The sequence below is a fragment of the Paenibacillus sp. FSL M7-0134 genome, from assembly GCF_038007865.1.
GTDB lineage: Bacteria > Bacillota > Bacilli > Paenibacillales > Paenibacillaceae > Paenibacillus > Paenibacillus polymyxa_B.
Window position 1 is genome coordinate 2,681,320 of the sequence record NZ_JBBOXV010000001.1, and the last position, 26,025, is coordinate 2,707,344.

2 protein-coding genes (1 of these 2 only partly in view) are annotated in these 26,025 nt (G+C 48.3%); both read left to right on the forward strand.

Going from position 1 to position 26,025, the window contains the following annotated elements; translation table 11 throughout:
* A complete protein-coding gene (locus NSQ58_RS12165) occupies nucleotides 1–11,139 on the forward strand; it encodes an amino acid adenylation domain-containing protein (RefSeq protein WP_341057510.1) in 11,139 nt (3,712 codons plus the stop codon).
* On the forward strand, nucleotides 11,123–26,025 hold the 5' portion of the coding sequence (locus tag NSQ58_RS12170) for an SDR family NAD(P)-dependent oxidoreductase (RefSeq protein ID WP_341057511.1). 4,786 nt of this gene lie beyond the right edge of the window; only the first 14,903 of its 19,689 coding nucleotides appear in the window; it begins with the start codon at nucleotides 11,123–11,125; its stop codon lies beyond the right edge, outside the window. The genes NSQ58_RS12165 and NSQ58_RS12170 overlap by 17 nt, the downstream gene beginning before the upstream one ends.

The following is a 26,025-nucleotide window of genomic DNA, read 5'->3' on the forward strand; positions in this document are numbered from 1 at the left end:
ATGATGCGAAAACATGACCAAACATGGAACCTTGATATTCCGATCGCTTCTTTTATTGAAACTTGCCGGAAATTTCCTGAAAAAGAGTTATTTACGTTTGAGAAAGAAGGCCAGAGTCCTCAAATTCTTTCCGGAAATACGCTTCTACATCAAATACAGGCTTTGGGCAATATCCTATTGAAAGAACTGGCTGAGCAGGAACGGGCACTTCTTGTATTTCCTCAGGGTCTGGAATATATCAGCAGCATGCTGGCATGTTTTTATGCAAATATCGTGGCCATACCTACACCTATTACAGATTCGGAGCCGGATGAAAAAATCTTTGAGAAGATGATGCCTATCTATAGGGATTCCCAAGCCGTATGTATCATAACCAATACGGACTTCAAAGCATTTCTCCAAACACGGAGGGAGTTTAATTCAATCCGTATCCTGAATATTGATGAAATCTTTCAAGAAGACACCGTTGACGTTGAGATAGAGATGAGAATGCCAGCGCCGCAGGATACTGCTCTTTTGATGTATACATCGGGCTCGACATCCTTGCCAAAAGGCGTAATCCTCAGTCACAGCTGTGTGATGAATCAGGCCAAGGCCGAGCAATGGAGAATTGACCGGAATAGTCGTGTCGTTTCCTGGACGCCGCAATTTCATGCTTTTGGACTGCATAACAATATTTTAGTCCCACTTTTAAACGGGGCGTCGAGCATTATTCTCCCGCCAGAAAGCTTCGCTAAAAATCCGGAAAATTGGATTCATATGATTGACAAGTATCAGGCTACCCATACGGCAGCGCCAAATTTTGCGTTCGATTATTGCTGCTCCACACTGGACATAGCTTCAATTAAGCAATATTCACTTCGCCATCTCCAAGCGATTATATGTGCAGGTGAGCCCATCCGGAAGGAAACTTACGAGAACTTCATCCATAAATTCCGGGAATTAGGGCTACAAGAGGATATATTTTGTCCCCTCCTTGGCTTATCGGAGCTGTGCCCTGTCGCCAGTATAAAACCAGGTCAGTCGATGAGATTCCTTAACTTGGATATCCCTAGCTTGGAGCAACGAAGAGTCCAATACACGGATGAAAAGAATAAATCGAAGTCCGTAGTGAGCTGTGGGGAGATTGAAGATCCGACGCAAATACGAATTGTTCATCCTGAAAGGCATACACAATGCTTACCGGAGGAAGTCGGCGAGATTTGGATTAAATCCGCACGGATGGCAGAGGGATATTTAAACAGGAAGGAAGAAACGAATAGCACTTTTGAGGTAGCCCTTTCAGATACAAAAGAAGGCGGCTTTTTTCGTTCCGGGGACCTTGGCTTTATTGCGGATAATCATATCTATGTCATCGGTAGAGAGAAGGAAGTCATCATTATTCGCGGCAAAAACCATCATCCCGTCGATATTGAATGGACCATCCAAAAAAATATGCCAGAGTTGACCTTGCCCATCGCTGTATTTTCCTCTGAAATCAATGGTCAGGAAAAAGTAATCGTCGTACAGGAAATTGAAGCGCCCCTTCATGAGCAGGAATATAAACGTCTGGTCGAAAACATACTGAATGCCGTATCCAATACGCATCAACTTGAAATTTACGATATCTATTTGCTGCTTAAGGGAAGTATACCCAAAACGGGAAGTGGGAAAATCCAAAGAAAGATCTGCCGCAATGCTTATATCAAACAAGAGCTTCAAGCACTTTATCAATATCGGAGTGCGTTCTCACTATCACATTCGAATATGGAAGAAACCGCCGCAGAAAACCATGACAGTACCATAAATGCCGTTTCATTGGTTCAATCGAAGATTCAGGAGTATATAGTGCAATTTTTGTGTTGGGAACTGAATCTCAAGCACGAGGAAATGAATTTGAATACAAATCTTCATGGTTATGGCATCGATTCTATTCTTGTCATGAAGCTTATACGCGGCCTTGAGAAGTCCTATCCGATCAAGGTCAAAGCAAGAGAAATTTTAGAGAACCCGACGATTCAACTATTATCGGCATATTTAGCCCAAAAGGTGGAAGAAGATAAATCCACTGTACAGGTCAATACTGAGAAAAATTCGCTCAGTTTCCGAAGGAATCCGCTTTCTGAAGTTCAGAAAGGGTTGTGGCTATTACATAAAATGTCCCCTGAGATGAATGCTTACAATATACCAATATGCCTCCGGTTTAATACGAAGATTGAGATTGAGAGCATTAAACGGGCTTTTCACATCGTTTTAGAACAGTATCCTATTTTAAAAAGTGTGATTGAAGAGGAAAATGGGATACCTTATCAAAAGCTGCAGCCCACGCAGCCGCTTCATGTGCAAGTGGAGGATATTTCAGCCTTGGAAGCAGATGAGATTATTCCATTTATTAGGGATAAAGCGAAGCAACCATTCGTGCTGGAACAGGATCCTTTGATGCGTATTTATGTTATGTCCAGATCTGAACAGGAACATTTCATACTGGTTGTCATCCACCATATTATTTTTGATGGAAGTTCTTTCGGCATGTTTACACAAAGCTTTTTAGATGCCTATAAAAACGTGGTACAGGGAAAGACATCGACAGTGTTTCCACCCGCAGCGAGCTACGGCGATTTTGTTAAATGGGAGCAAACGATGTTAGCGAGTGCAGAAGGGGAGAAGTATCGTTCCTACTGGACACAACAGCTGTCAGGTGCTTTACCGACCCTGGAGCTGCCATATGACCGCTCTGGTTTTCCGGCTCAAAGCATGGAAGCACAAACATATTCCAAGCCGCTTCCGCTTAAATGGGTCAAACGGGTAAAGTCTTTTGCCCAAGCGCAATATACGAGCTTGTCTACAGTCTTGTTAGGTATGTATACGGTATTGCTTAACCAGTATTCGGGACAGGAAGATATCATTGTTGGAATGCCAGTTATGGTGCGCCCGGAGCAGCGTTTTGATAATTTAATCGGCTATTTTGTCAATATGCTTCCAATCCGGAGTCAGATATCGGAAACAGAGACATTCCTGGATTTCATGAAAAAATTGCAGCTGACAGTAGTCGATGGAATGGATCATGCCTCGTATCCTTTTCCGGCTCTGGTCCGAGAATTGAATGTGCCGCGGAAGCAGACGAGCTCACCTGTTTTCCAAGCAGCCTTTTCTTATCAAAACTTCCTTCCAACTTCAAGCTTTCAGCAGCTTTGCAAGCCATATAAAGATATCTTTTTCGTCGAATTGGTTGAAGAAATTCACCAGGAAGGCGAATACGAGTTGGTATTGGAACTGCAAGAGCAGGAAGAGGAAATGATATTAAATATTAAATATCGCTCCAATTTGTTCGATCATTCAACCATCATACAGATGGCAGAGCGTTATATAGAATTAGCGGAAGCACTTATGGAGAATCCCGCTTGGCCCTTGGAGGAGCATTCCTTACTCTTACCAGAGGAAAAGGACATCATCCTTAATGACTGGAATGCTACCGGAACAAGTTATCCTGATAAGTGCTTCCCTGAATTATTCGCAAAACAGGCAAGAAAAACACCTGAAGCTATTGCAGTTGTATATGAAAAGGAATCGCTTACCTATGGGGAACTAAAAGAAAAGAGCACTTTACTGGCCTTATATTTGCAGAAACATGGGGTAACTCCTGATACTCTTGTGGGGATTTGCATGGAACGTTCTTTAGATATGGTGATTGGGCTGTTAGGAATCCTGATGGCCGGTGGAGCCTACGTACCGCTCGATCCGGAATATCCGGAGGACCGATTGGAGTATATGCTTCAGGATTCCAATGTTTCACTGGTTATTACGCAATCGGGGTTGTTGGAGAAAGTATCACGCTTGGAAGGGAACAACGTTAGCTGTATTGTCCTTGATAAAGACTGGGATCATCTGAAAAGTGATGTGAAGGGTAGAAAGACAATCAAACGGGAAGTGCAACCTCACCATTTGGCATATGTGATATATACCTCTGGAAGTACAGGGAAACCCAAGGGGGTCATGATTTCACATAAAGCGTTGACCAACTTTCTTATTTCCATGGGAGAGCAGCCCGGTTTAACAGAGCAGGACAAACTACTTGCGGTGACAACGTATTGCTTTGATATAGCGGGACTGGAATTATATCTGCCTTTGATTAAGGGGGCTCAATGCTATATTTGCAGCTCCAAAAACATAAAGGATGCCGAAAGACTTAAGCGGGAAATTCAAAGAATAAAACCGACAATTATGCAAGCTACTCCTGTGACTTGGACCCTGCTCTTTCAAGCCGGCTGGAAGAACGAAGAGAACATGAAAGTTCTCTGCGGAGGGGAAGCCCTTTCGGAAACGTTGAAATCTTATTTTGTTCATAACAGCTGTGACGCATGGAATATGTTCGGTCCGACTGAAACCACAATTTGGTCTACAATTCAAAAGATCGACGCTGATAAGCCTATTTCGATCGGTAAGCCTATTGCAAACACCCAGATTTACATTTTGGACAAACATCTTAGACCTGTGCCTGTTGGTCTTCCGGGAGAGCTTTTTATTTCGGGCAGCGGATTGGCCAGAGGCTATTGGAACCAGCCAGAGCTTACGGCTGAAAAGTTCATAGACAACCCATTCAATCCGGAAACCAAGCTCTACAGAACTGGAGATTTATGCAGGTGGCTTTCGGACGGCTCTATTGAGTATGTGGGACGGATGGATTATCAAGTGAAAATTCGCGGGTTTCGGATCGAGCTGAGTGAAGTTGAAGGTCAGGTCAGAACATATCCAGGAATCGATGATTGTGTCGTGATTGCCAAGGAACAGGAGGGAAATAAGCAGCTTATTGCCTACTGTTTGCTGAACAATTCCGAGTCCGGTAAGCCTCCTCTTGATCCGAAGGAAGTGCGAAACTATTTAAAAACTTTCTTGCCTTTTTATATGATACCAGCATTTTTTATAGAGCTAGATAAGCTGCCTTTGACCCCTAATGGGAAAATAGATCGAAAAGAATTAATGAATCGCAGGATCGAGTTAGCAACAACAAGAAAGATCCATTTACCACAATCGGATGTTGAACATCAGGTTCTAACGGTATGGAAAAAACTTCTGAATGTTGATGATCTAAGTACAGATGATGCTTTCTTTGACGTAGGTGGGAATTCTTTTTCAGCAGCAGAGATGATCGGAAGGGTCAAGGAATTGTTGGAATGCGATATTTCGGTGACAGCATTGTTCAAGTATCCGACAGTTAAGGAACTCAGTGCCTACATTACAGAAACAAGAAGCGAGAATGTTGATTCTCAAACGGAACAATCACATTCACCGGAACAAACAGATACAGCTGAAAATACAGCCTTACCGAAAATGGTTTCAGGCGAAGATGACCTCGAGCTATCCTACCCAGATTATTTTGAGGATAGTCTCGCAATTATAGGGATTTCATGCCATTTTCCGGGGGCCAAAAACCATGCCGAGTTTTGGAGCAATTTGAGGGCAGGGGTGGAGAGTGTCCGCTTCTTTTCCGAGGAAGAATTGGTTGGATTAGGGCTGGAAAAAGAAATCGTCGGGAATCGAGGCTATGTTCCCGGACGATGCACAATTGAAGGAAAAGAGTATTTCGACCCTGAGTTTTTCAGCTTATCACAGAAAAATGCAGAGTTTATGGATCCTCAAATGAAATTGCTGTTGCAGCATTCATGGAAAGCCGTTGAGGATGCTGGCTATATTAGCAAAGAAATTCCTGAAACCAGCGTGTATATGTCGGCAAGCAGCAGTTTCTATCAAGCATTTATCCCAAATTTGGCGTCGCAATCACCTAATGTCCTGAAGAACGCGGATGAATATGTAACCTGGATTTTAGCACAGGGTGGGACAATTCCTACTATGATCTCTCATAAATTGGGATTTAAAGGTCCGAGTCTGTTTGTGCACTCGAACTGCTCTTCCTCATTAGTAGGATTGCGTCTGGCTTCGCAAAGCCTGTTATCCGGTGAAGCCAAATACGCTTTAGTCGGAGCATCCACGATCTTTCCTTTTACCAGTGTAGGCTATGTGCATCAACCCGGCTTGAATTTTTCCAGTGACGGACATATTAAAGCCTTTGACGAGTCGGCAGATGGAATGATTGGCGGAGAAGGGGTTGGGGTTGTTCTACTGAAGAAAGCGCCAGATGCCATTAGAGACGGTGACCATATTTATGCGCTTTTACGGGGAGTAGGTGTGAACAACGATGGAACCGACAAATTAGGGTTTTATGCCCCAAGTGTCAAAGGTCAGGCTGAGGTTATTCAGAAGACGATAGAATCAACCCGAATTCATCCCGAATCTATCAGTTATATCGAGACGCATGGAACTGGAACAAAATTGGGCGATCCTGTTGAATTTGCCGCCTTAAATGAAACGTACAGGCAGTATACAACCAAAAAACAATTTTGCGGTATTGGATCGGTCAAAACCAATATCGGGCATCTGGATACTGCAGCAGGTTTGGCGGGGTGCATTAAAGTTGCTTTAAGCTTATACCATAATGAGATTCCTCCTTCACTTAATTACGAAAAACCAAACTCTGATATCAATTTTCCTGATTCACCCTTTTATGTTGTTGATAGTCTCCAAAAATGGGAGAAGGCGTCGTCTCCTCATCGGGCGGCGTTAAGCTCCTTTGGAATAGGCGGAACTAACGCTCATGCCATTTTTGAACAATTTGCAGTCAATGCTGAATCAGAACGATTTAAAGATAGTTCTGTGAACGAAGAAGCTGTCTATCTGATTCCATTATCTGCAAGGCATCATCATCGGCTTAAAGTGTATGCACAAGAGCTTTCAGATTTTTTGATAGCTTCTGAAGACATTAATTTGTCGGATGTATCCTTTACGCTTCAGACAGGACGAATGGCAATGAAAAACCGGGTAGCTTTTATCGTAAAGAATACGAGCGAGCTGGTACAAAAGCTCCAATCGTTCACGAATGAACAAGAACCTATCGAGGACTGCTGGAGGGGAGAAAACAATCAGTCAAAAGATTCAGTGCAATTATTTGAACAGGAAGAAGTTTTCAAGGAATTAATGAGCAAATGGATTGCAAATCGTGAAATGAACAAGCTGGCAGAGTTGTGGACCAAAGGCTTCTATATAGATTGGCGATTGCTATATTCCAATGTCATACCGAAAAGAATAAGTCTACCTACGTATCCTTTTGCTCAGGAGCGCTGTTGGGCTCCTGAGGTTGAGGCCGGAGCAGTAAGAACCGAAACAGTGGATGCGCCTGCGATTAGCCGTACACTGCTATTTGAGCCTGCCTGGAAGGAGCAGGACGTACCACTGGAAGCCGAAGCCCCTGACTATGATTGGCGAATGGTCTTGCTTTATGAGCCGGAAGAAGCTTTGCACGAGCGACTCGAAGCGAGCTTGAATGGAGCTGCGCAGGTGCTTGCCTTTCAATCCGGAAAAGGCCGGGTCGATGAGCGGTTCCAGGCCTATGCTGTTCAGGCCTTTGAGAGCATCCAAAGTATGCTCAAAGACAAGCCGAAGGGAAGAGTATTGGTCCAAATTGTGGTGCGGAACGCCGGGGAAGGACGGCTCTTTTCGGGACTTTCGGGACTGTTGAAGACAGCCCGTCTGGAAAACCCGAAATTCATCGGGCAGCTGATCGAAGTGGATCAGGGAGAACAGGCGGAAGGTATCCTGGCGAAGCTGGAGGACAACAGTCGAAGCCCGATGGATGGCTGGATTCGCTATGAGGAAGGTCAACGGAAAACCGCTTTTTGGAGCAGGCTCGAAACATCTGGGCAAAAAGAGGAGCTTCTATGGAGAGATGGTGGGGTCTATCTGATCACCGGCGGCTCCGGCAGTCTGGGGCTACTGGTTACAGAAGAGATTTCCCGGCAGACGCGAGCAGCGACCTTCATTTTGACGGGGCGGTCGCCGCTGGACCAAGACAAGCAGACGAGGCTGCAGGAGCTGGAGGCTTCAGGGGCCAGCGTGGTGTACAGGCAAGGCGATATCACCGATAGGAAGACGGTTATCGATTTACTGAACAGCATCGAGCAGGAATATGGGCGTGTCCATGGGATCATCCACTGTGCAGGGGTGATTCAAGATAACTTCATCATCAAGAAAACAAGGGAAGAATTTATAGAAGTGCTGGGACCGAAGGTGAGCGGACTGGTCCATCTGGATGAGGCAAGCAGTGGCCAGAACCTGGACTTCTTTGTGCTCTTTTCTTCCATATCGGGTAGCCTGGGCAATCCGGGACAGGCTGATTATGCGACCGCTAATGCCTTTATGGATGCATACGCCGAATACCGGAACGCACTGGTAGGGGCCAAGCAACGGCAGGGACAGACGTTATCTATCCGCTGGCCGTTATGGAAAGAGGGCGGAATGCGGATCGATGCGGATTCGGAACAGATCATGACGCAAAACATGGGCATTACAGCCATGCAGACCTGGTCGGGAATGAGGGCGTTGTACCAAAGTTTGGCCTCCGGCAAGGAGCAGGTGATGGTCATGGAAGGGGAACCCGAGAAGATCGAGACCTACCTGACGAAAGCCTTCTCACAGGCCGGTGTCCGTGCCATCCAGGCAGCTGTACCTTACCAGGCAAGCGTACCTATGCTGGATGCAGGCTTGCTCTACGACAAAACCTTGCATTGTCTCAAGGTGCTGTTTGGAGAGGTGACCCGGCTGAGCGTCGGCAGCATTGAAACCCATGAACCGCTGGAAACCTATGGAATCGACTCGATCATGATTACCCAGCTCAATGCCAAGCTGGCGGGCTTCTTTGGAGAACTGTCCCAGACGCTGTTTTATGAGTACCAAACCTTGCGTGCTTTGACGGAATATTTTGTGGCGGAATACCCACAGGAGTGTATGCAGTGGGCCGGGATGAGCCATGACATGCAGCCTGTAGAGGAAATACTTGCGGCACCGCTGTACGCCGAGGAAGAGGCCGTGCCGGCTGAGACAAAGGCGGCAGCGAAGCCTGTCCGAAGCTTGGCCGGGTCTGCTCCTGCGGAAATGCGTGAACCAATAGCGATCATTGGGATGGCTGGAAAGTATCCCTGGTCCAGGGACATGAACGAATATTGGGAAAATCTAAAAGCAGGGAAGGACTGTGTCACCGAAATCCCGCGTGAGCGCTGGACGATGGAAGGATTCTTCCATCCTGATCCACAGGAAGCAGTGGTGAATGCAAAAAGCTACAGCAAATGGGGGAGCTTTATCGAAGGATTTGCAGAATTCGATCCGCTGTTTTTCAATATTTCGCCACGGGAAGCACTCGGTATGGACCCGCAGGAAAGGCTGTTCATTGAAGCCTGCTGGGAAGCATTGGAGGACGCGGGCTACACTCGAGAACAGCTTGCGGTGCGGCATAACCGCCAGGTAGGCGTATTTGCCGGAATTACTAAGACGGGCTACGAACTCTATGGGCCGGAATTATGGAAGAAGGGAGCGCAAATATTTCCCCAAATATCCTTTAGTTCGGTAGCGAATAGGATTTCGTACCTCTTTAATTTGCAAGGGCCAAGCATGCCGATCGATACGATGTGTTCGTCCTCGTTGACTGCGATTCATGAAGCCTGTGAGCATCTGTACCGCGGAGAATGCGAAATGGCTATTGCAGGCGGAGTAAATCTGTATCTCCATCCGCTCAGCTATGTAGGACTTTGCGCCAACCACATGCTGTCGATAGATGGGCAGTGCAAGAGCTTCGGCAAAGGAGGCAACGGGTTTGTCCCTGGAGAAGGCGCGGGGGTCGTCCTATTAAAGCCGCTGTCCAAGGCGATCGCTGATGGGGACCTCATCCATGCGGTGATCCGGGGGACAAGCATCAACCATGGAGGCAAGACCAACGGCTATACGGTGCCGAACCCGACAGCCCAAGGGGAACTGATTCGGACGGCATTGGAGCGAGCGGGGGTACATGCGCGGACGGTCAGCTATATTGAAGCTCACGGGACAGGCACGGAGCTGGGAGACCCGATAGAAGTGACGGGTCTGACCCAGGCATTCAGGAAGGATACGCCGGATACGGGATTCTGCGCCATAGGCTCTGTGAAGTCCAACATCGGACATCTGGAGGCGGCAGCGGGCATCGCCGGGGTTGGGAAAATCATCTTGCAGATGAAAAACCGGACGCTGGTTCCCAGCCTGCATGCCCAAGAATTGAATCCGAACATCCATTTCGGCCAGACGCCGTTCGTCGTCCAGCAGGAGCTGGGGGAATGGAAGCGGCCGGTGGTTGAGATCGATGGAGAGACGCGGGAATACCCGAGGATTGCCGGGATTTCATCGTTTGGAGCGGGAGGCTCCAATGCACATGTCATCATCGAAGAGTATATCGCAGAAGAGAAGATGCCAATGAGCGTTACGGCTCAAAAGCCTGCGATCATCGTATTGTCGGCCAAAAATGAAGAACGACTGAAAAAGCAGGCCGAGAGATTGCTAGCCGTTATACGGGAAGGACAGCTCAGCGAAAGCAGTCTGGCCAATGTGGCATACACGCTGCAGGTGGGACGCGAGGCCATGGAAGAGCGCCTGGCAGTGATTGCAGGGTCTATGCAGGAGCTGGTGGACAAGCTGGAAGGATTCCTAGAAGGACGAGACGGTATCCCTGAGTTGTACCGGGGCCAGGTCAAACGGAATAAGGAGGCGCTGACGGCGCTGATAGAAGATGAAGACATGGAGAAAATGATTGCTGCCTGGATAGGGAAAAGGAAATATTCGAAGGTTGTTGATCTCTGGGTCAAGGGACTGGCAATGGATTGGAACATGCTTTATGGGGACGCCAAGCCGCGGCGAATCAGCCTGCCGGCCTATCCTTTTGCGAGAGAACGGTACTGGATCACGGATATTAAAACTAAATCGGCTTCCGATGAATCTGCAGATGCTGTAAAGCCAACAGATTCGTTCATTGCCCAAAAGACACTTGCCAAAATGGCAAATGTTTCGGAAATGAATAAGGAAGACATCGATGCTTCAAATGCCAAAGCTATTCCTTCGTATATCCAAAACATCCAGAGTCATATTTCTGCCAGTGTAAAAATAAAGAAGATGCCAGATCTTTCTTACCTAGCGGCTGCATACGAGACAATGTCCTCGACTACAGTCGACAGCAAAGCTTACTCGGAACAGGACGGAGCGACACGAGGGGCTGAACGGGAATGGAGGCTTACAGATGAAGGAAATGAATGATATCTTATGCAGGCTGTTATGGAGCCATTTGCGCTTGATGGGATTATGTCCATATGCGCAAATGGAAAAGAAAGCTATGATCGCAGATTTTAAAACAAAAACCGCCTTACTGAATTTATACGATCGTTGGCTTGAAGAAAGCATAGAGATTTTGGTACGGAATCAGTATTTGTATTGCAATGGAGAGTCATATAGCGTAGCGGGTACCGCTTCGGTCGATCTGCAGGCTGTATGGAAGGAGTGGGAATGGAAGAAAGGGGCATGGCTGAAAAATCCGGATCTCTCAGCCTGGGTATTTTTGGTAGAATCAACCTTGCGCAAGCTGCCGGAAATTTTAACCGGGAAAATACCAGCCACCGATATCATTTTTCCTAATTCCTCTATGAAACTGGTAGAAGGTATATATAAGAACAGTCCTGCAGCGGATTACTTTAATGAAGTGCTGGGAGATATCGTAGTTTCCTATCTGAATGAGCGGATTAAGCATAACCCGTCGGTACCGATTCGAATCATTGAAATTGGCGCAGGCACTGGAGGTACTAGCGCTTTGGTCTTCCAGAAGCTCGAACCTTATCGGGAGCATATTCAAGAATATTGCTATACCGACAAATCCAGAGCATTTTTATTACATGCACAAAAAGAGTACGGTCCGAAAAATCCTTACCTGACTTATCAGATTTTTAATGTGGAAGAGTCGGCTCAGGGACAAGATATTGATACAGGTGGATATGATATTGTGATTGCCACCAATGTATTGCACGCCACCCGGAACATTCGCCAAACGTTACGCAATGTCAAAGCGGTGCTGCGAGAAAACGGTCTGATTCTTATAAATGAAATCAGCGGTAACTCTCTGTTAAACCATCTATCCTTTGGCCTTTTAGAGGGATGGTGGCTTTATAATGATCCGGAGCTGCGCATTCCAGGCTCTCCCGGGCTATATCCCGAAAGTTGGCGAAAGGTATTGGAAATGGAGGGTTTCCGGTCCGTTTTCTTCCCTGCTCAGGAAGCGCATGATATAGGTCAACAAATTATTGTGGCGGAAAGCGATGGTCTGATTCGGAACAAACAGGAGCCTGAACACGGCAAATCTCAAATGAAACAGCGTGACGAAGGAATTCGATCAGATATTGATGTAACAAGCGAGATGGCTGAAGAGTATGTCCAGGAGCTTATCGTAGGGAAGCTGGTAGAGGCTTTGAATGTGGACTTTACTATGATTGATATTCATGAGTCTTTCGCAGATTATGGCCTGGACTCCATTCTTGGCGTCAACTTTGTGCAGGCTGTCAATCAGGGGCTGGGGATTCATTTGCAAACCACCGACATCTTCGATTACAGTTCGGTAAAACAACTGACGCTATACATTTTAAGCCAATATGGAGATAAAGTTTCACAAGTCTTGGACCAGAGCGCTAATCCAATAGACAACATGGAAGATGCAAGTCGCGACATCCAAAAACTTAAAGACACGGATTATACGATTCATCCTGTTGAAACGGCAAGTATATCCTTTGAGCCGGACAGACCCAATAAGAAGGATAAAGAGAGAGCTTTAACACCAAGGGAGCCCATTGCGATTATTGGAATGAGCGGGCGGTTTGCTGGATCAGATAATGTATATGAGCTTTGGAATCACCTTAAGAACGGTGACGATTTAGTGGAAGAGGTAACCCGATGGGATCTTTCGAAATACCAGGAAAAACATGCAAGCTATTGCAATCACGGCAGTTTTTTGGGGGATATTGATAAGTTTGATCCGCTTTTTTTCAATATCTCGGGACTGGAAGCGACCTATATGGATCCGCAGCAGCGATTGTTTCTGGAGGAAGCGTGGCATGCTCTGGAGGATGCTGGCTATGCAGGTACAGGGATGGAGGGTCGCCGCTGTGGAGTGTATGTGGGTTGTGCCGAGGGAGATTACCAACAATTGCTGGGTGAAGACCTGCCTCCACAAGCGCTTTGGGGTCATATGGGTTCCGTGATTCCCGCTAGAATATCCTACTACTTGAATCTTCACGGACCAGCAATAGCTGTAGATACAGCTTGTTCCAGTTCGTTAGTTGCAGTTCATCTGGCTTGCCAAAGCTTATGGACCGGAGAAACGGATATGGCTTTAGCGGGTGGTGTCTATATTCATACGACCCCTCGCTGCTATTTGTATGGTGACAGGGCAGGGATGCTGTCTCGCTCGGGACGCTGCTATACCTTTGATGACAGGGCAGATGGAATGGTTCCGGGAGAGGCGCTTGGCGCGATTGTGCTCAAGCGTCTTCATGAAGCTGTTGCTGATGGAGACCACATCTATGGAGTGATTTCAGGCTCAGCGATCAACCAGGACGGCACCACGAATGGACTTACTGCGCCAAGCCAGAAATCTCAGGAGCGACTCGAGCAAAATGTATACGATACATTTCATATCCACCCAGAGCAAATCCAGATGGTGGAAGCACATGGAACTGGCACCAAATTGGGAGATCCCATTGAATATCAGGCACTGACTCGAACCTTTAGAAAGTATACCGACAAGAAGGAATATTGCGCCATAGGGTCCATTAAGACGAATATTGGCCATACGCAAATTGCGGCAGGAATTACGGGAATGATCAAACTTTTATTGTCATTAAAGAATAAGCAAATTCCTCCTACACTTCATTTCCGGTCGGGCAATTCAAATATTCAGTTTGCGGATAGTCCTTTTTATGTCAATACGCATCTGCAGGACTGGGAGGTTGAGCCTGGAGCCAGACGCTGTGCTGCGGTCAGCTCCTTTGGTGCCAGCGGTACGAATGCTCATATGGTTATAGAAGAGGCTCCACAGACGGAACGGACACATTCCGAAAAGCCAGGTTATTTCATTCCACTGTCGGCACGGACTTCAAAACAATTGCGCCAGCAGGTAGAGCAACTGCTTGCCTATTGCGAACAGAAGCCTAAGGCGGATTGCGGTAATATGAGTTATACATTATTGCTTGGGAGAAAGCACTGTAATCATCGTCTTGCCTGTGTTGCCCGTAATCAAGGCGAGCTTGCCATGTCCCTTAAAAAGTGGCTGGAAAAAGGCAGTGCTTCTCAAGTTTATCATTCTGAACTGCACGAAAAAGATCAACGCATACAAACATCTTTGAAAAGATACGGGGATGAATGTATTTACAATTGTCAAAACGCAAGCGATACCCGCGAGTATTTGGAGCTTTTGACTACGATTGCAGATTTGTATGTTCAGGGATATTCGTTAGACTTTGAGTGTTTATTTTCAAATGAACAGTACTCTAGGATTCCGTTGCCAACTTATCCTTTTGCAAAAGAGCAGTATTGGGCGCCTGGGAGTGAGGACAAAATTACAGGCGGCAGAGCGGTAGAGCGTGAACCAAAATTTACGGCCGCCAGAGCTGCGGAAGCGCCTGCCGTTACGAGTAGCCGTACACTGCTATTTGAGCCTACATGGAAAAAGCAGGATGTACCGCTGGAAGCCGAAGTCCCTGCCTATGATCGGCGAATGGTCTTGCTTTGTGAGCCAGACGAAGCTTTGCACGAGCGCCTCGAAGCGAGTTTGAACGGAGCTGTGCAGGTGCTTGCCTTTCAATCCGGGAAGAGCCGGGTTGATGAACGGTTCCAGGCCTATGCTATTCAGGCCTTTGAGAGCATTCAAAGCATACTCAAAGACAAGCCTGAGGGGAGGGTGCTGGTCCAAATTGTGGTGCGGAACGCCGGGGAAGGACGGCTCTTTTCGGGACTTTCGGGACTGTTGAAGACAGCCCGGCTGGAAAACCCGAAATTCATCGGGCAGCTGATCGAAGTGGATCAGGGAGAACATGCGGAAGGCATCCTGGCGAAGCTGGAGGACAACAGCCGTAGCCCGATGAATAGCTGGATTCGCTATGAGAACGGACAACGGACAATCGCTTGCTGGAGCAGGCTCGAAGCATCTGGGCAAGAAGAGGGGCTTCCATGGAGAGATGGTGGGGTCTATCTGATCACCGGCGGCTCCGGCAGTCTGGGACTGCTGGTTGCAGAAGAGATTGCCCGGCAGACGCAAGCAGCGACCTTCATTTTGACGGGGCGGTCGCCGCTGGACCGAGACAAGCAGACGAGGCTACAGGAGCTGGAGTCTTCAGGCGCCAGCGTGGTGTACAGGCAAGCGGATATCACCCATAGAAACACCGTTATCGATTTATTGGACAGCATTCAGCAGGAATTTGGACGTGTCCATGGGATCATCCACTGCGCAGGGGTGATTCACGATAATTTTATCATTAAAAAAACTAGTGAAGAATTTATGGAGGTGCTGGGACCGAAGGTAAGCGGACTGGTCCATCTGGATGAGGCAAGCAGTGGTCAGAACCTGGACTTCTTTGTGCTCTTTTCTTCCATATCGGGCAGCCTAGGCAATCCGGGACAGGCTGACTATTCGACCGCCAATGCCTTTATGGACGCATACGCCGAATACCGGAATGCCCTGGTAGGGGCCACGCAACGGCGGGGACAGACGTTATCCATCCGCTGGCCGCTATGGAAAGAGGGCGGAATGCGGATCGATGCGGACACGGAACAGATCATGACGCAAAACATGGGTATTACAGCCATGCAGACCTGGTCGGGAATGAGGGCGTTGTACCAAAGCTTGGCCTCTGGCAAGAAGCAGGTGATGGTCATGGAAGGAGAACCTGAGAAAATTGAGGCCTACCTGGCAAAAGCCGTTTCACAGCCCGATGTCCATGCTATCCAGGCAACTGCGCCTAAGCTGGATTCGAACTTGCTCTACGATAAAACCTTATATCGACTCAAGGTGCTATTGGGAGAGGTGACTCGGCTGAGCGTCAGCAGCATCGAAGCCCATGAGCCGCTGGAGAGGTATGGAATCGACTCGATCATGATTACCCAGCTCAATGCCAAGCTGGCGGGCTTCTTTGGAGAGCTGTCCCAGACGCTGTTTTATGAGTACCAGACCTTGCGCGCCTTGACGGAATATTTTGTAGCGGAATACCCGCAGGAGTGCATGCAGTGGACCGGGATGAGCCATGACATACAGCCTGTGGAGGAAACACTTGTGGCACCGCTGTATGTCGAAGAAGAAGCCGTGCCATCTGCGGCAAAGGCGGAAGCGAAGCCCGTCCGAAGCTTGGCGGGGTCTGCCCCTGCGGAAATGCGTGAACCGATAGCGATCATTGGGATGGCTGGAAAGTATCCCTGGTCCAGAGACATGAACGAATATTGGGAAAATCTAAAAGCAGGGAAGGACTGTGTCACCGAAATCCCGCGTGAGCGTTGGACGATGGAAGGATTCTTCCATCCTGATTCACAGGAAGCGGTGGCGAATGGAAAAAGCTACAGCAAGTGGGGGGGCTTTATCGAAGGATTTGCGGATTTCGATCCGCGCTTTTTCAATATTGCGCCACGGGAAGCACTCGGTATGGACCCGCAGGAAAGGTTGTTCATTGAAGCCTGCTGGGAAGCGCTGGAGGACGCGGGCTACACCCGGGAACAGCTTGCGTTGCGGCATAACCGCCGGGTAGGCGTATTTGCCGGAATTACCAAAACGGGTTTTGATCTATACGGACTTGATTTATGGAGAAAAGGAACGCAAATATACCCTCACACATCCTTTAGTTCAGTGGCCAACAGGATTTCGTATCTCTTTAATTTGCAAGGGCCAAGCATGCCGATCGATACGATGTGTTCGTCCTCGTTGACCGCGATTCATGAAGCCTGTGAGCATCTGTACCGTGGAGAATGCGAAATGGCTATTGCAGGCGGAGTAAATCTGTATCTCCATCCGCTCAGCTATGTCGGACTTTGCGCCAACCACATGCTGTCAGCAGACGGGCAGTGCAAGAGCTTCGGCAAAGGAGGCAATGGATTTGTCCCTGGAGAAGGCGCGGGGGTCGTCCTATTAAAGCCGCTGTCCAAGGCGATCGCTGATGGGGACCTCATCCATGCGGTGATTCGGGGGACGAGCATCAACCATGGAGGCAAGACCAACGGCTATACGGTGCCGAATCCGACAGCCCAAGGGGAACTGATTCGGGCGGCATTGGAGCGAGCGGGGGTCCATGCGCGGACGGTCAGCTATATTGAAGCCCACGGGACAGGCACGGAGCTGGGAGACCCGATTGAAGTGACGGGTCTGACCCAGGCATTCAGGAAGGATACGCCGGATACGGGATTCTGCGCCATAGGCTCTGTGAAGTCCAACATCGGACATCTGGAGGCGGCAGCGGGCATCGCCGGGGTTGGGAAAATCATCTTGCAGATGAAAAACCAGACGCTGGTTCCCAGCCTGCATGCCCAAGAATTGAATCCGAATATCCATTTCGGTCAGACGCCGTTCGTCGTCCAGCAGGAGCTGGGGGAATGGAAGCGGCCGGTGGTTGAGATCGATGGAGAGACGCGGGAATACCCGAGGATTGCCGGGATTTCATCGTTTGGAGCGGGAGGCTCCAATGCACATGTCATCATCGAAGAGTATATCGCAGAAGAGAAGATGCCAATGAGCGTTACGGCTCAAAAGCCTGCGATCATCGTATTGTCGGCCAAAAATGAAGAACGACTGAAAAAGCAGGCCGAGAGATTGCTAGCCGTTATGCGGGAAGGAAAGCTAAGCGAAAGCAGTCTGGCCGATGTGGCATACACGCTCCAGGTGGGACGCGAGGCCATGGAAGAGCGCCTGGCAGTGATTGCAGGGTCTATGCAGGAGCTGGTGGACAAGCTGGAAGGATTCCTGGAAGGACGGGACGAAATCCCTGAGTTGTACCGGGGCCAGATCAAACGGAATAAGGAGGCGCTGACGGCGCTGGTAGAAGATGAAGACATGGACAAAACGATCGCTGCCTGGATAGGGAAAAGGAAATATTCGAAGGTTGTTGATCTCTGGGTCAAGGGACTGGCAATGGATTGGAACATGCTTTATGGGGATGCCAAGCCGCGGCGAATCAGCCTGCCGGCCTATCCTTTTGCGAGGGAGCGGTACTGGATCACGGATATTATGAGCCCATTTGTAGAAAGAGTCTCTTCTGTAGAAAGAGCTGTTACGGAAGCTCAGGAAAAGGCAATTCCCGTCCAGACTCATGCGATGCAGCCAACAGCCCTAATACAACCCGGTTTTTTGAATAGTTCTGAAAAACCAAGCGCCATATCCTTACCGAATTTGTTGGACCGTCAGCCGCACCTAAGCAAGTCTGCCAACCAGGAGGGGACAACGATCATGTTAACTTCACTGGAGGAGACATCGCACACATTTGAGGATGAGAAGAAAACGGAAGCGCTGTCGTCTATTCCTCCTGCAATATCGGCGGAAATATTGCAGGAGGAGCTGACAACAAGCCTGGCGCAGGCTTTATATATAGATCGGAGCGATATCGATTCGGATAGAAACTTTGTTGATCTTGGATTGGATTCCATTATAGGCGTAGAGTGGGTTCGTAGCATTAATAAGCATTACAATACAGCCATAACAGCGACAAAAGTCTACGATTATCCAACCATCCGGGATTTTAGCAAATTTGTTGAGAAGGAATTGTTGAGCAAATCAATTGCGCCATTCTCTGCCCAGTCTATTTCGGATCATTCTCCAGCAGAGTATTCACCGTCATCCGTTGCATTAGAGCCGGAGAAATCGGCAGAGGCTTCCATTCAGGTGAATTTGATGCCGATTTCGTTTGAAAAGCAGGCGCAGGCCAGCATGGCTGAGTGCAGCGCCTCTGCAGAGCTGTTACAGGAAGAGCTGACGGTAAGCCTGGCTGAGGCTTTGTATATGGAACGGAGCGAGATTGAGGCGGATAAAAACTTTATAGATACCGGACTAGATTCCATTATAGGCGTAGAGTGGGTTCAAAATATTAATAAACGATATGGTACATCTATAGCAGCGACCAAGGTCTACGACTATCCGACCATTCACCAATTCGCTGCATATTTGGCACAAGAAATCAATAAGCGTGGAGGAAGCTCCAATCAACAGTCCTTGAGCACAGTCCCGGACACGGACAAGCCTATTGCGAAAGTCCATTCGAAGGGACCTGACACGCTGCAATGTTCCCCAAGGCTATCGCCTAAGGAGGATTCCGAGCCATTCCACCTGGTAAAGGTAGCAGAGGATTCATCGCCTATGCCTTTGGAAAATAAAGACGTAATTGCAATTGTCGGGATTTCGGGAAGATATCCTGGTGCGGAAGATGTGCAGCAATATTGGGATAATCTCGCTCTAGGCAAAAATTCCATTATTGAAATCCCGAAGGACCGTTGGGATGTAAGCCAATATTACGATCCTCGTCCAGCGCAAGAGGGGAAAATCAATTGCAAGTGGCTGGGTGTTTTAGAGGATATGGAATATTTTGATCCGTTATTTTTCAATATTTCTCCTACCGAGGCGGAAGGGATGGATCCCCAGCAGCGCATTTTTATGCAGGAAGCATATAAGGCAATTGAGGATGCAGGCTATAGTGGCTCACAGTTGGGAAATAAAAAATGCGGGGTTTACCTTGGAATTTTAAATAATGAATATAGTATGCTGCGGTACAAGCATCAAGCGCAGTTCACCAATACTACTGGGAACAGTAACGCTATTGCAGCGGCTCGTATCTCTTATTTCCTCAATCTGAAAGGTCCGGCCATATCCGTAGATACGGCATGCTCCTCATCGCTGGTGGCAACCCATCTGGCCTGCCAGGCGTTATCTAACGGAGAGATAGAAATGGCGTTGGTTGGCGGGGTGTCGCTATATCTGACTCCTGAATCGTATGTAGGCATGTCTGCATCCGGAATGTTGTCGCCAGATGGCCGGTGTAAAACGTTTGACAATAGCGCCAACGGCTTTGTTCCGGGGGAAGGAGTAGGGGCGCTGGTTCTGAAGCGGCTGAAGGATGCTGAAGCTGATCGGGATCATATATACGGAGTTATTATCGGGTCCGGAATCAATCAAGATGGAAAAACCAACGGGATTACCGCTCCAAGCACAAACAGCCAAATTGAGCTGGAGCGGGAAATATACAACAAATATCAGATTGAGCCTGAAAGCATTAGCTATGTTGAAATGCATGGGACAGGAACCAAGCTGGGAGACCCTATTGAATTGGAAGCTTTATCAACCGCCTTTAAAGAGAAAACCGATCAGAAGAACTACTGTGCCATAGGTTCGGTAAAAAGCAATATCGGGCATACTTCTGCAGCAGCGGGCATAGCAAGCGTGCAAAAGGTGTTGCTATGCATGAAGCATAGAAAACTAGTACCGACACTGAATTTCAAGAACCCGAATGAGCATTTTGATTTTGATAATTCTCCTTTTTATGTCAATACAGAATTGAACACCTGGGAACCTTCCCGCGGGAACAAAAGGCGCGCCGCTGTGAGCTCTTTCGGATTTAGCGGTACGAACGCCCATCTTATTATTGAAGAATATCGTCCCGGGACTGGAACATCTGCGACATCACCAGCAGCCGCCGATATCCATAATCCCGTTCTCTTCGTTTTGTCTGCTAAAGGTGAAAAGCAACTAAAAACGTATGCCGAAAGAATGAGGAGCTTTATTGCATCCCGGGAAAATCTTAACCTCTCGGATATGGGGTATACGCTGCAAGTGAGCCGCGAGCCGATGGATTACCGGCTGGCTTTTGTGGCAGATTCAAAAGAGGCATTGCTAAAAGCGCTCGAAGGATTTGCGAATCATGATCTGGTTTCTGGCGTCCTAACGGCGCAGGTGAAAAAGAGCAAAGACGGGATTGTGATGTTTGAGGCGGATGAAGATGCCAAATCGTTGCTTGAAACCTGGATCAAGAAGAGAAAACTGAAAAAAATAGCGGAGTTGTGGGTAAAGGGGCTAACTATTGACTGGAACAAGCTGTATGGGGACATCAAACCTTACCGGATCAGTCTACCGACCTATCCTTTTGCGAGAGAACGCTGCTGGGCGCCTGAGCTTGACAGCAAGGCAGGCAAAGGCATGACTTCTGTCACTGCTGCTTCGCTCCATCCTTTACTGCATCTAAACACCTCCGATTTCTCGGAGCAGCGGTTCAGTTCGACTTTTACAGGCCAGGAGTTTTTCCTGAAGGATCATGTGGTGAATGGACGCAAGGTTCTATCCGGGGCTGCTTGTCTTGAAATGGTCCGGGCGGCCGTGGATCAGGCAACAGGATATGATGAGGGCGGGCCAACCGGGATTTGCCTTAAAAACGTGGTTTGGGCACGGCCTATTATCGTAGAAGATGGGCCACTACAGCTACACATTGGACTTTTCCTGGATGATCATCAAGAGATTTCCTATGAAATATATGGGGAGAGCGCAGAAGCTAATGCAGGGATTGTGATATATAGCTACGGCAGTGCTACACGAAGATCGGCTGCGGAGGTCCCAGCACTGAATATTAAAGACTTGCAGAATGTATGCAGTCGGAACTTCGACCCCACACAATTGTATGGAGTTTTCAGGGATATGGGAATGGATTATGGCCCTGGACATCAAGGGATTGAGATGGTGTATGCGGGAGAGGGTCAAGTGCTGGCTAAGTTATGCTTGCCGGCTTCCGTTTCTGACAACCAAAGCAAATTTGTCCTGCATCCAAGTATGATAGATTCGGCCTTGCAGGCAACCGTAGGCTTGACGCTGGGGTCTGGCGAGATCAAACCTTCTTTGCCTTACGCCATTCAAGAAGTTGAAATTATAAAAAATTGCAGCTCCATCATGTGGGCGCTAATTCGCTACAATGCAGACGGTCTAGCTGAGGAAAAGGCACAGAAGCTGGATATTGACCTGAGCGACGAAACTGGAGCCATCTGTGTCAGGATAAAAGGATATTCATCAAGAATTCTGAATAGGGACTTGATTTCCTCGGATGTTCAGTCAAATTCCAGTAACTTGATGCTTGAACCCGTATGGAAAGAGCAAGGGATTGCTCTAGGGGCTGAAATGCCTGTATATGATCGCCATGTCGTGTTACTCTGCCAGCCGTCCGAGATTTCCCGTGAACAAGTTGAAGCTCGGATGGACGGCGTGCAATGCATTGTACTGCAACCCGACCGAAACGGAATCGCGGAACAGTTCCAGCATTACGCCGTCCAGGTGGTTGAAGAGATTCAAAGCATTTTCAGGGAAAAACCCAATGGCAAGGTGCTGATCCAGATTGCCATAAGCGGACAGGAGGAGCAGCAGCTTTTCTCGGGACTTTCCGGTCTTTTAAAAACGGCCCGGCTTGAGCATTCAAAACTGGTAGGTCAGTTAATAGAACTGGGACAGGATGAGGACTGGGGAGCAATCATAGACATTTTAAAAGAAAACAGCCGTAGCCTCGAGGATATCCAGATTCGGTACGAGAAAGGCACACGGTGGGTTTCCTGCTGGAACGAAGTTCACATCTCTCAGGAAGCGGCGGGTAACCCGTGGAAGGATGGCGGAGTGTACCTGATTACTGGCGGTGCCGGTGGATTGGGACTCATTTTTGCCAAAGAGATTACGGATAAAGTCCATAAAGCCGTCTTGATTTTAACGGGGCGTTCCGCGCTGGATGAGGGCAAACGGGCTGAGATAAAGAAAATGGAGGCATTAGGGGCGCGAATAATATACAGACAGGTCGATGTGACTCAGGAGCAGGCGGTGACCGATTTAATCCAGGAAATTCAGGAGGAATTCGGAAACATCAATGGCATCATTCACAGTGCAGGAGTCATTCGTGACAACCGCATACTCCAAAAAAATAGCGAGGAAATGCTGGAGGTTCTCGCATCCAAAGTAATAGGGACAGTGAATCTGGATCAGGCAAGCAAGAATCTGCCGCTTGACTTCTTTGTTCTATTTTCGTCTGTAGCCGGAGGATTAGGTAATCAGGGACAGGCAGACTATTCTGCAGCTAATGCGTTTATGGATGCTTATGCCGGATACCGGAACACTCTGATAGCATCTAAGCAGCGCCAGGGTCAAACGCTATCCATCAATTGGCCGCTATGGAAAGAGGGTGGGATGCGTATTGATGAGGAAACGGAGAAGCTGGTAAGGCAGCGTACAGGCATGAGCGGCATGTCAACCTCTTCCGGCGTTCAGGCCTTGTATCGTGGCATGATCGCGGGCGTTGATCAGGTTATGGTGATGGAAGGCAATCTCGCAAAAATGAAGAAAAGCATGGGTTTAATCACGACTCCAGAGATTAGGCAGCCTGAAAAGGTGACAGGAATTTCAGAAGCTTCCCCTAAAAGCAATGCCGTACCGGATCTGCTGGACAAGGTACAGGCCGCTATGATACAGGCCGTGTCAAAATTGCTGAAAGTCAAACTTGAAGATATTGATGAACATGTAGAACTGAGTGAGTATGGCTTCGATTCCATCCTGCTCACACAATTTACCAACAACATCAATCACTTATACCGACTTGAGCTGACGCCGGACATATTTTTTGAATACACAACGATTCATGACTTCACCAGGTATTTGGTGGACGAATATGATGCCGTGCTTGGCGAGCAGTTTGCCGTGCATGCCCGGATTGAGCCTGCTGTCCAGGCCGTGGAGGATGATAGGGAAGACAGTACCCACGTTAGACGGCAGCGTTTCCGGTTTGCAGGCGGGAATGTGTTGTCCATGCCGCAACAGACTCAGGCTGTTCCTGAACCTATTGCCATCGTGGGAATGAGCGGTGTATTTCCCATGGCTCGGGATGTGGATGAGTTTTGGAAAAATCTTGAGGAAGGCAGGGACTGTATCACTGAAATCCCTGAAGATCGGTGGGATTGGAAGACGTATTACGGTGACCCTGAGCAGGAGGCCAATAAAACAAACATCAAGTGGGGCGGGTTTATTGACGGGATCTATGAGTTTGACCCGCTATTCTTTGGAATTTCACCACGGGAAGCCGCACTCATGGACCCGCAGCAACGGCTGTTGATGACCTATATCTGGAAGGCGATTGAAGATGCAGGCATTCAGGCAGGGAGTCTGTCGGGAACCCGCACAGGAATCTTTGTAGGTACCGCGAACAGCGGCTACAGCGGTATGATCTATCAGGGAAATGTGGGTGTCGAGGCGTATTCCTCCAGCGGTATGGCACCGTCTGTTGGGCCCAATAGAATGAGCTATTTCCTTAATATTCATGGTCCGAGTGAGCCTATCGAAACGGCTTGCTCCAGTTCGCTGGTGGCCATTCACCGAGCCGTTAGAGCCATAGAGGATGGAAGCTGCGAGATGGCGATTGCAGGCGGTGTCAATGTGATTATCACGCCTGAACTCCATATCAGCTTCAACAAAGCAGGAATGCTGTGTGAGGACGGTCGGTGCAAAACCTTCTCCGATAAGGCCAATGGCTACGTGCGTGGTGAAGGGGCCGGCATGCTTTTCCTGAAAAAGCTGAAGGATGCAGAGAAGGACGGAGACCATATTTATGGTGTAATTCGGGGTACTGCCGTCAATCACGGAGGCCGGGCCAATTCCCTGACAGCTCCTAATCCGAGGGCTCAGGCGGATGTGTTGGTAAATGCATATACAAAGGCCGGAATCGATCCAAGGACTGTCTCTTACATTGAGGCCCACGGGACAGGCACCGAGCTGGGCGATCCGATTGAAATTAACGGACTGAAAGCAGCTTTCAAAGAGCTTTATGAGAATACAGAGGGACCCGGGATCACAGAATCCCATTGCGGATTGGGCTCGGTGAAGACCAATATCGGACATCTGGAACTGGCTTCTGGAATCGCGGGTGTCATAAAAGTACTGCTTCAGTTAAAGCATAAAAAGCTGGTCAAAAGCCTTCATTGCGAGGCAATTAATCCCTATATAAAAGTTGAAGGTAGTCCGTTCTATATCGTTCAGGAGGCGCGGGAGTGGAAGCCACAGCGGGATACTCAAGGGAAAAATATTCCTCGAAGAGCGGGTGTTAGCTCCTTTGGATTCGGGGGTGCCAATGCCCATTTGATAATCGAAGAATACATTCCTGGAAAGCAGGCGCAGAATTCTATTACCCTTACCACCCCAAAATCGGCTATTGTGGTGCTGTCAGCCAAGAGTGAAGGACAACTGCTAGAGCAGGCGCAGCTATTACTTGCTGCAATCGGGGAGCATCCGTTCACAGACAGCAGTCTGGTAGATATAGCGTATACCCTTCAGGTGGGGCGCGAAGCAATGGAAGAACGTTTGGCTTTCGTTGTAGGCTCTCTCCGGGAGCTTGAAGAGAAATTGAAAGGATTTGTGGAAGGCCGGGATGGTATCCACGGCTTACACGTGGGACACGCCAAACGCCATAAAGAAGAAATTAGAGCTCGTGAAGACGGAGAGGGTGCAGGCACGACGATTGATGTTTTGGTTAGCGAAGGCAGCTATGGAAAAATCGCAGACCTTTGGGTAAAAGGAGTCGCAATTGACTGGGCCCTGTTGTACGGAGAGGCTAAACCAAACCGTATCAGTCTGCCAACCTATCCCTTTGCCAAAGAACGATATTGTATAACCGATATCAATAAACGGACGGGAGCAAGCGGTGTTGTGTTGGAACGGGAGACAGCAGTCGGCATTCATCCCTTACTTCAGCGTAATACGTCCGATATTTATGGACTGCAGTTCAGCTCCATTTTTACGGGGAAGGAATTTTTCCTGTCTGACCATGTGATAAGGGGGCAGAAGCTCTTGCCTGGAGTGGCCTACCTTGAAATGGCGCGGGCGGCAGTAGAGCAGGTTGCAGGATCTCCAGAAGATAAGTGGACGTCCATCCGGTTAAAAGATGTGGATTGGATCCGTCCAGTTGTGGTTGGGGAGGAGTCGGTTGATGTCAGTATTGGGCTCTATCCGCAAGATGGCGGGGAGATCGCCTATGAAATTTACAGCAAGTCTGGAGCAACGGACACCGAGCTGGTGGTGCAAAGTGAAGGCAGGGCAGTAATTGTTCCGGTGGCAGAGGTCCCTGCTATAGATATTAA

Excerpts from the sequence above, each read along its gene's own strand:
- NSQ58_RS12165 (WP_341057510.1), top strand. The coding sequence starts at position 1 with ATGATGCGAAAACATGACCAAACATGGAACCTTGATATTCCGATCGCT.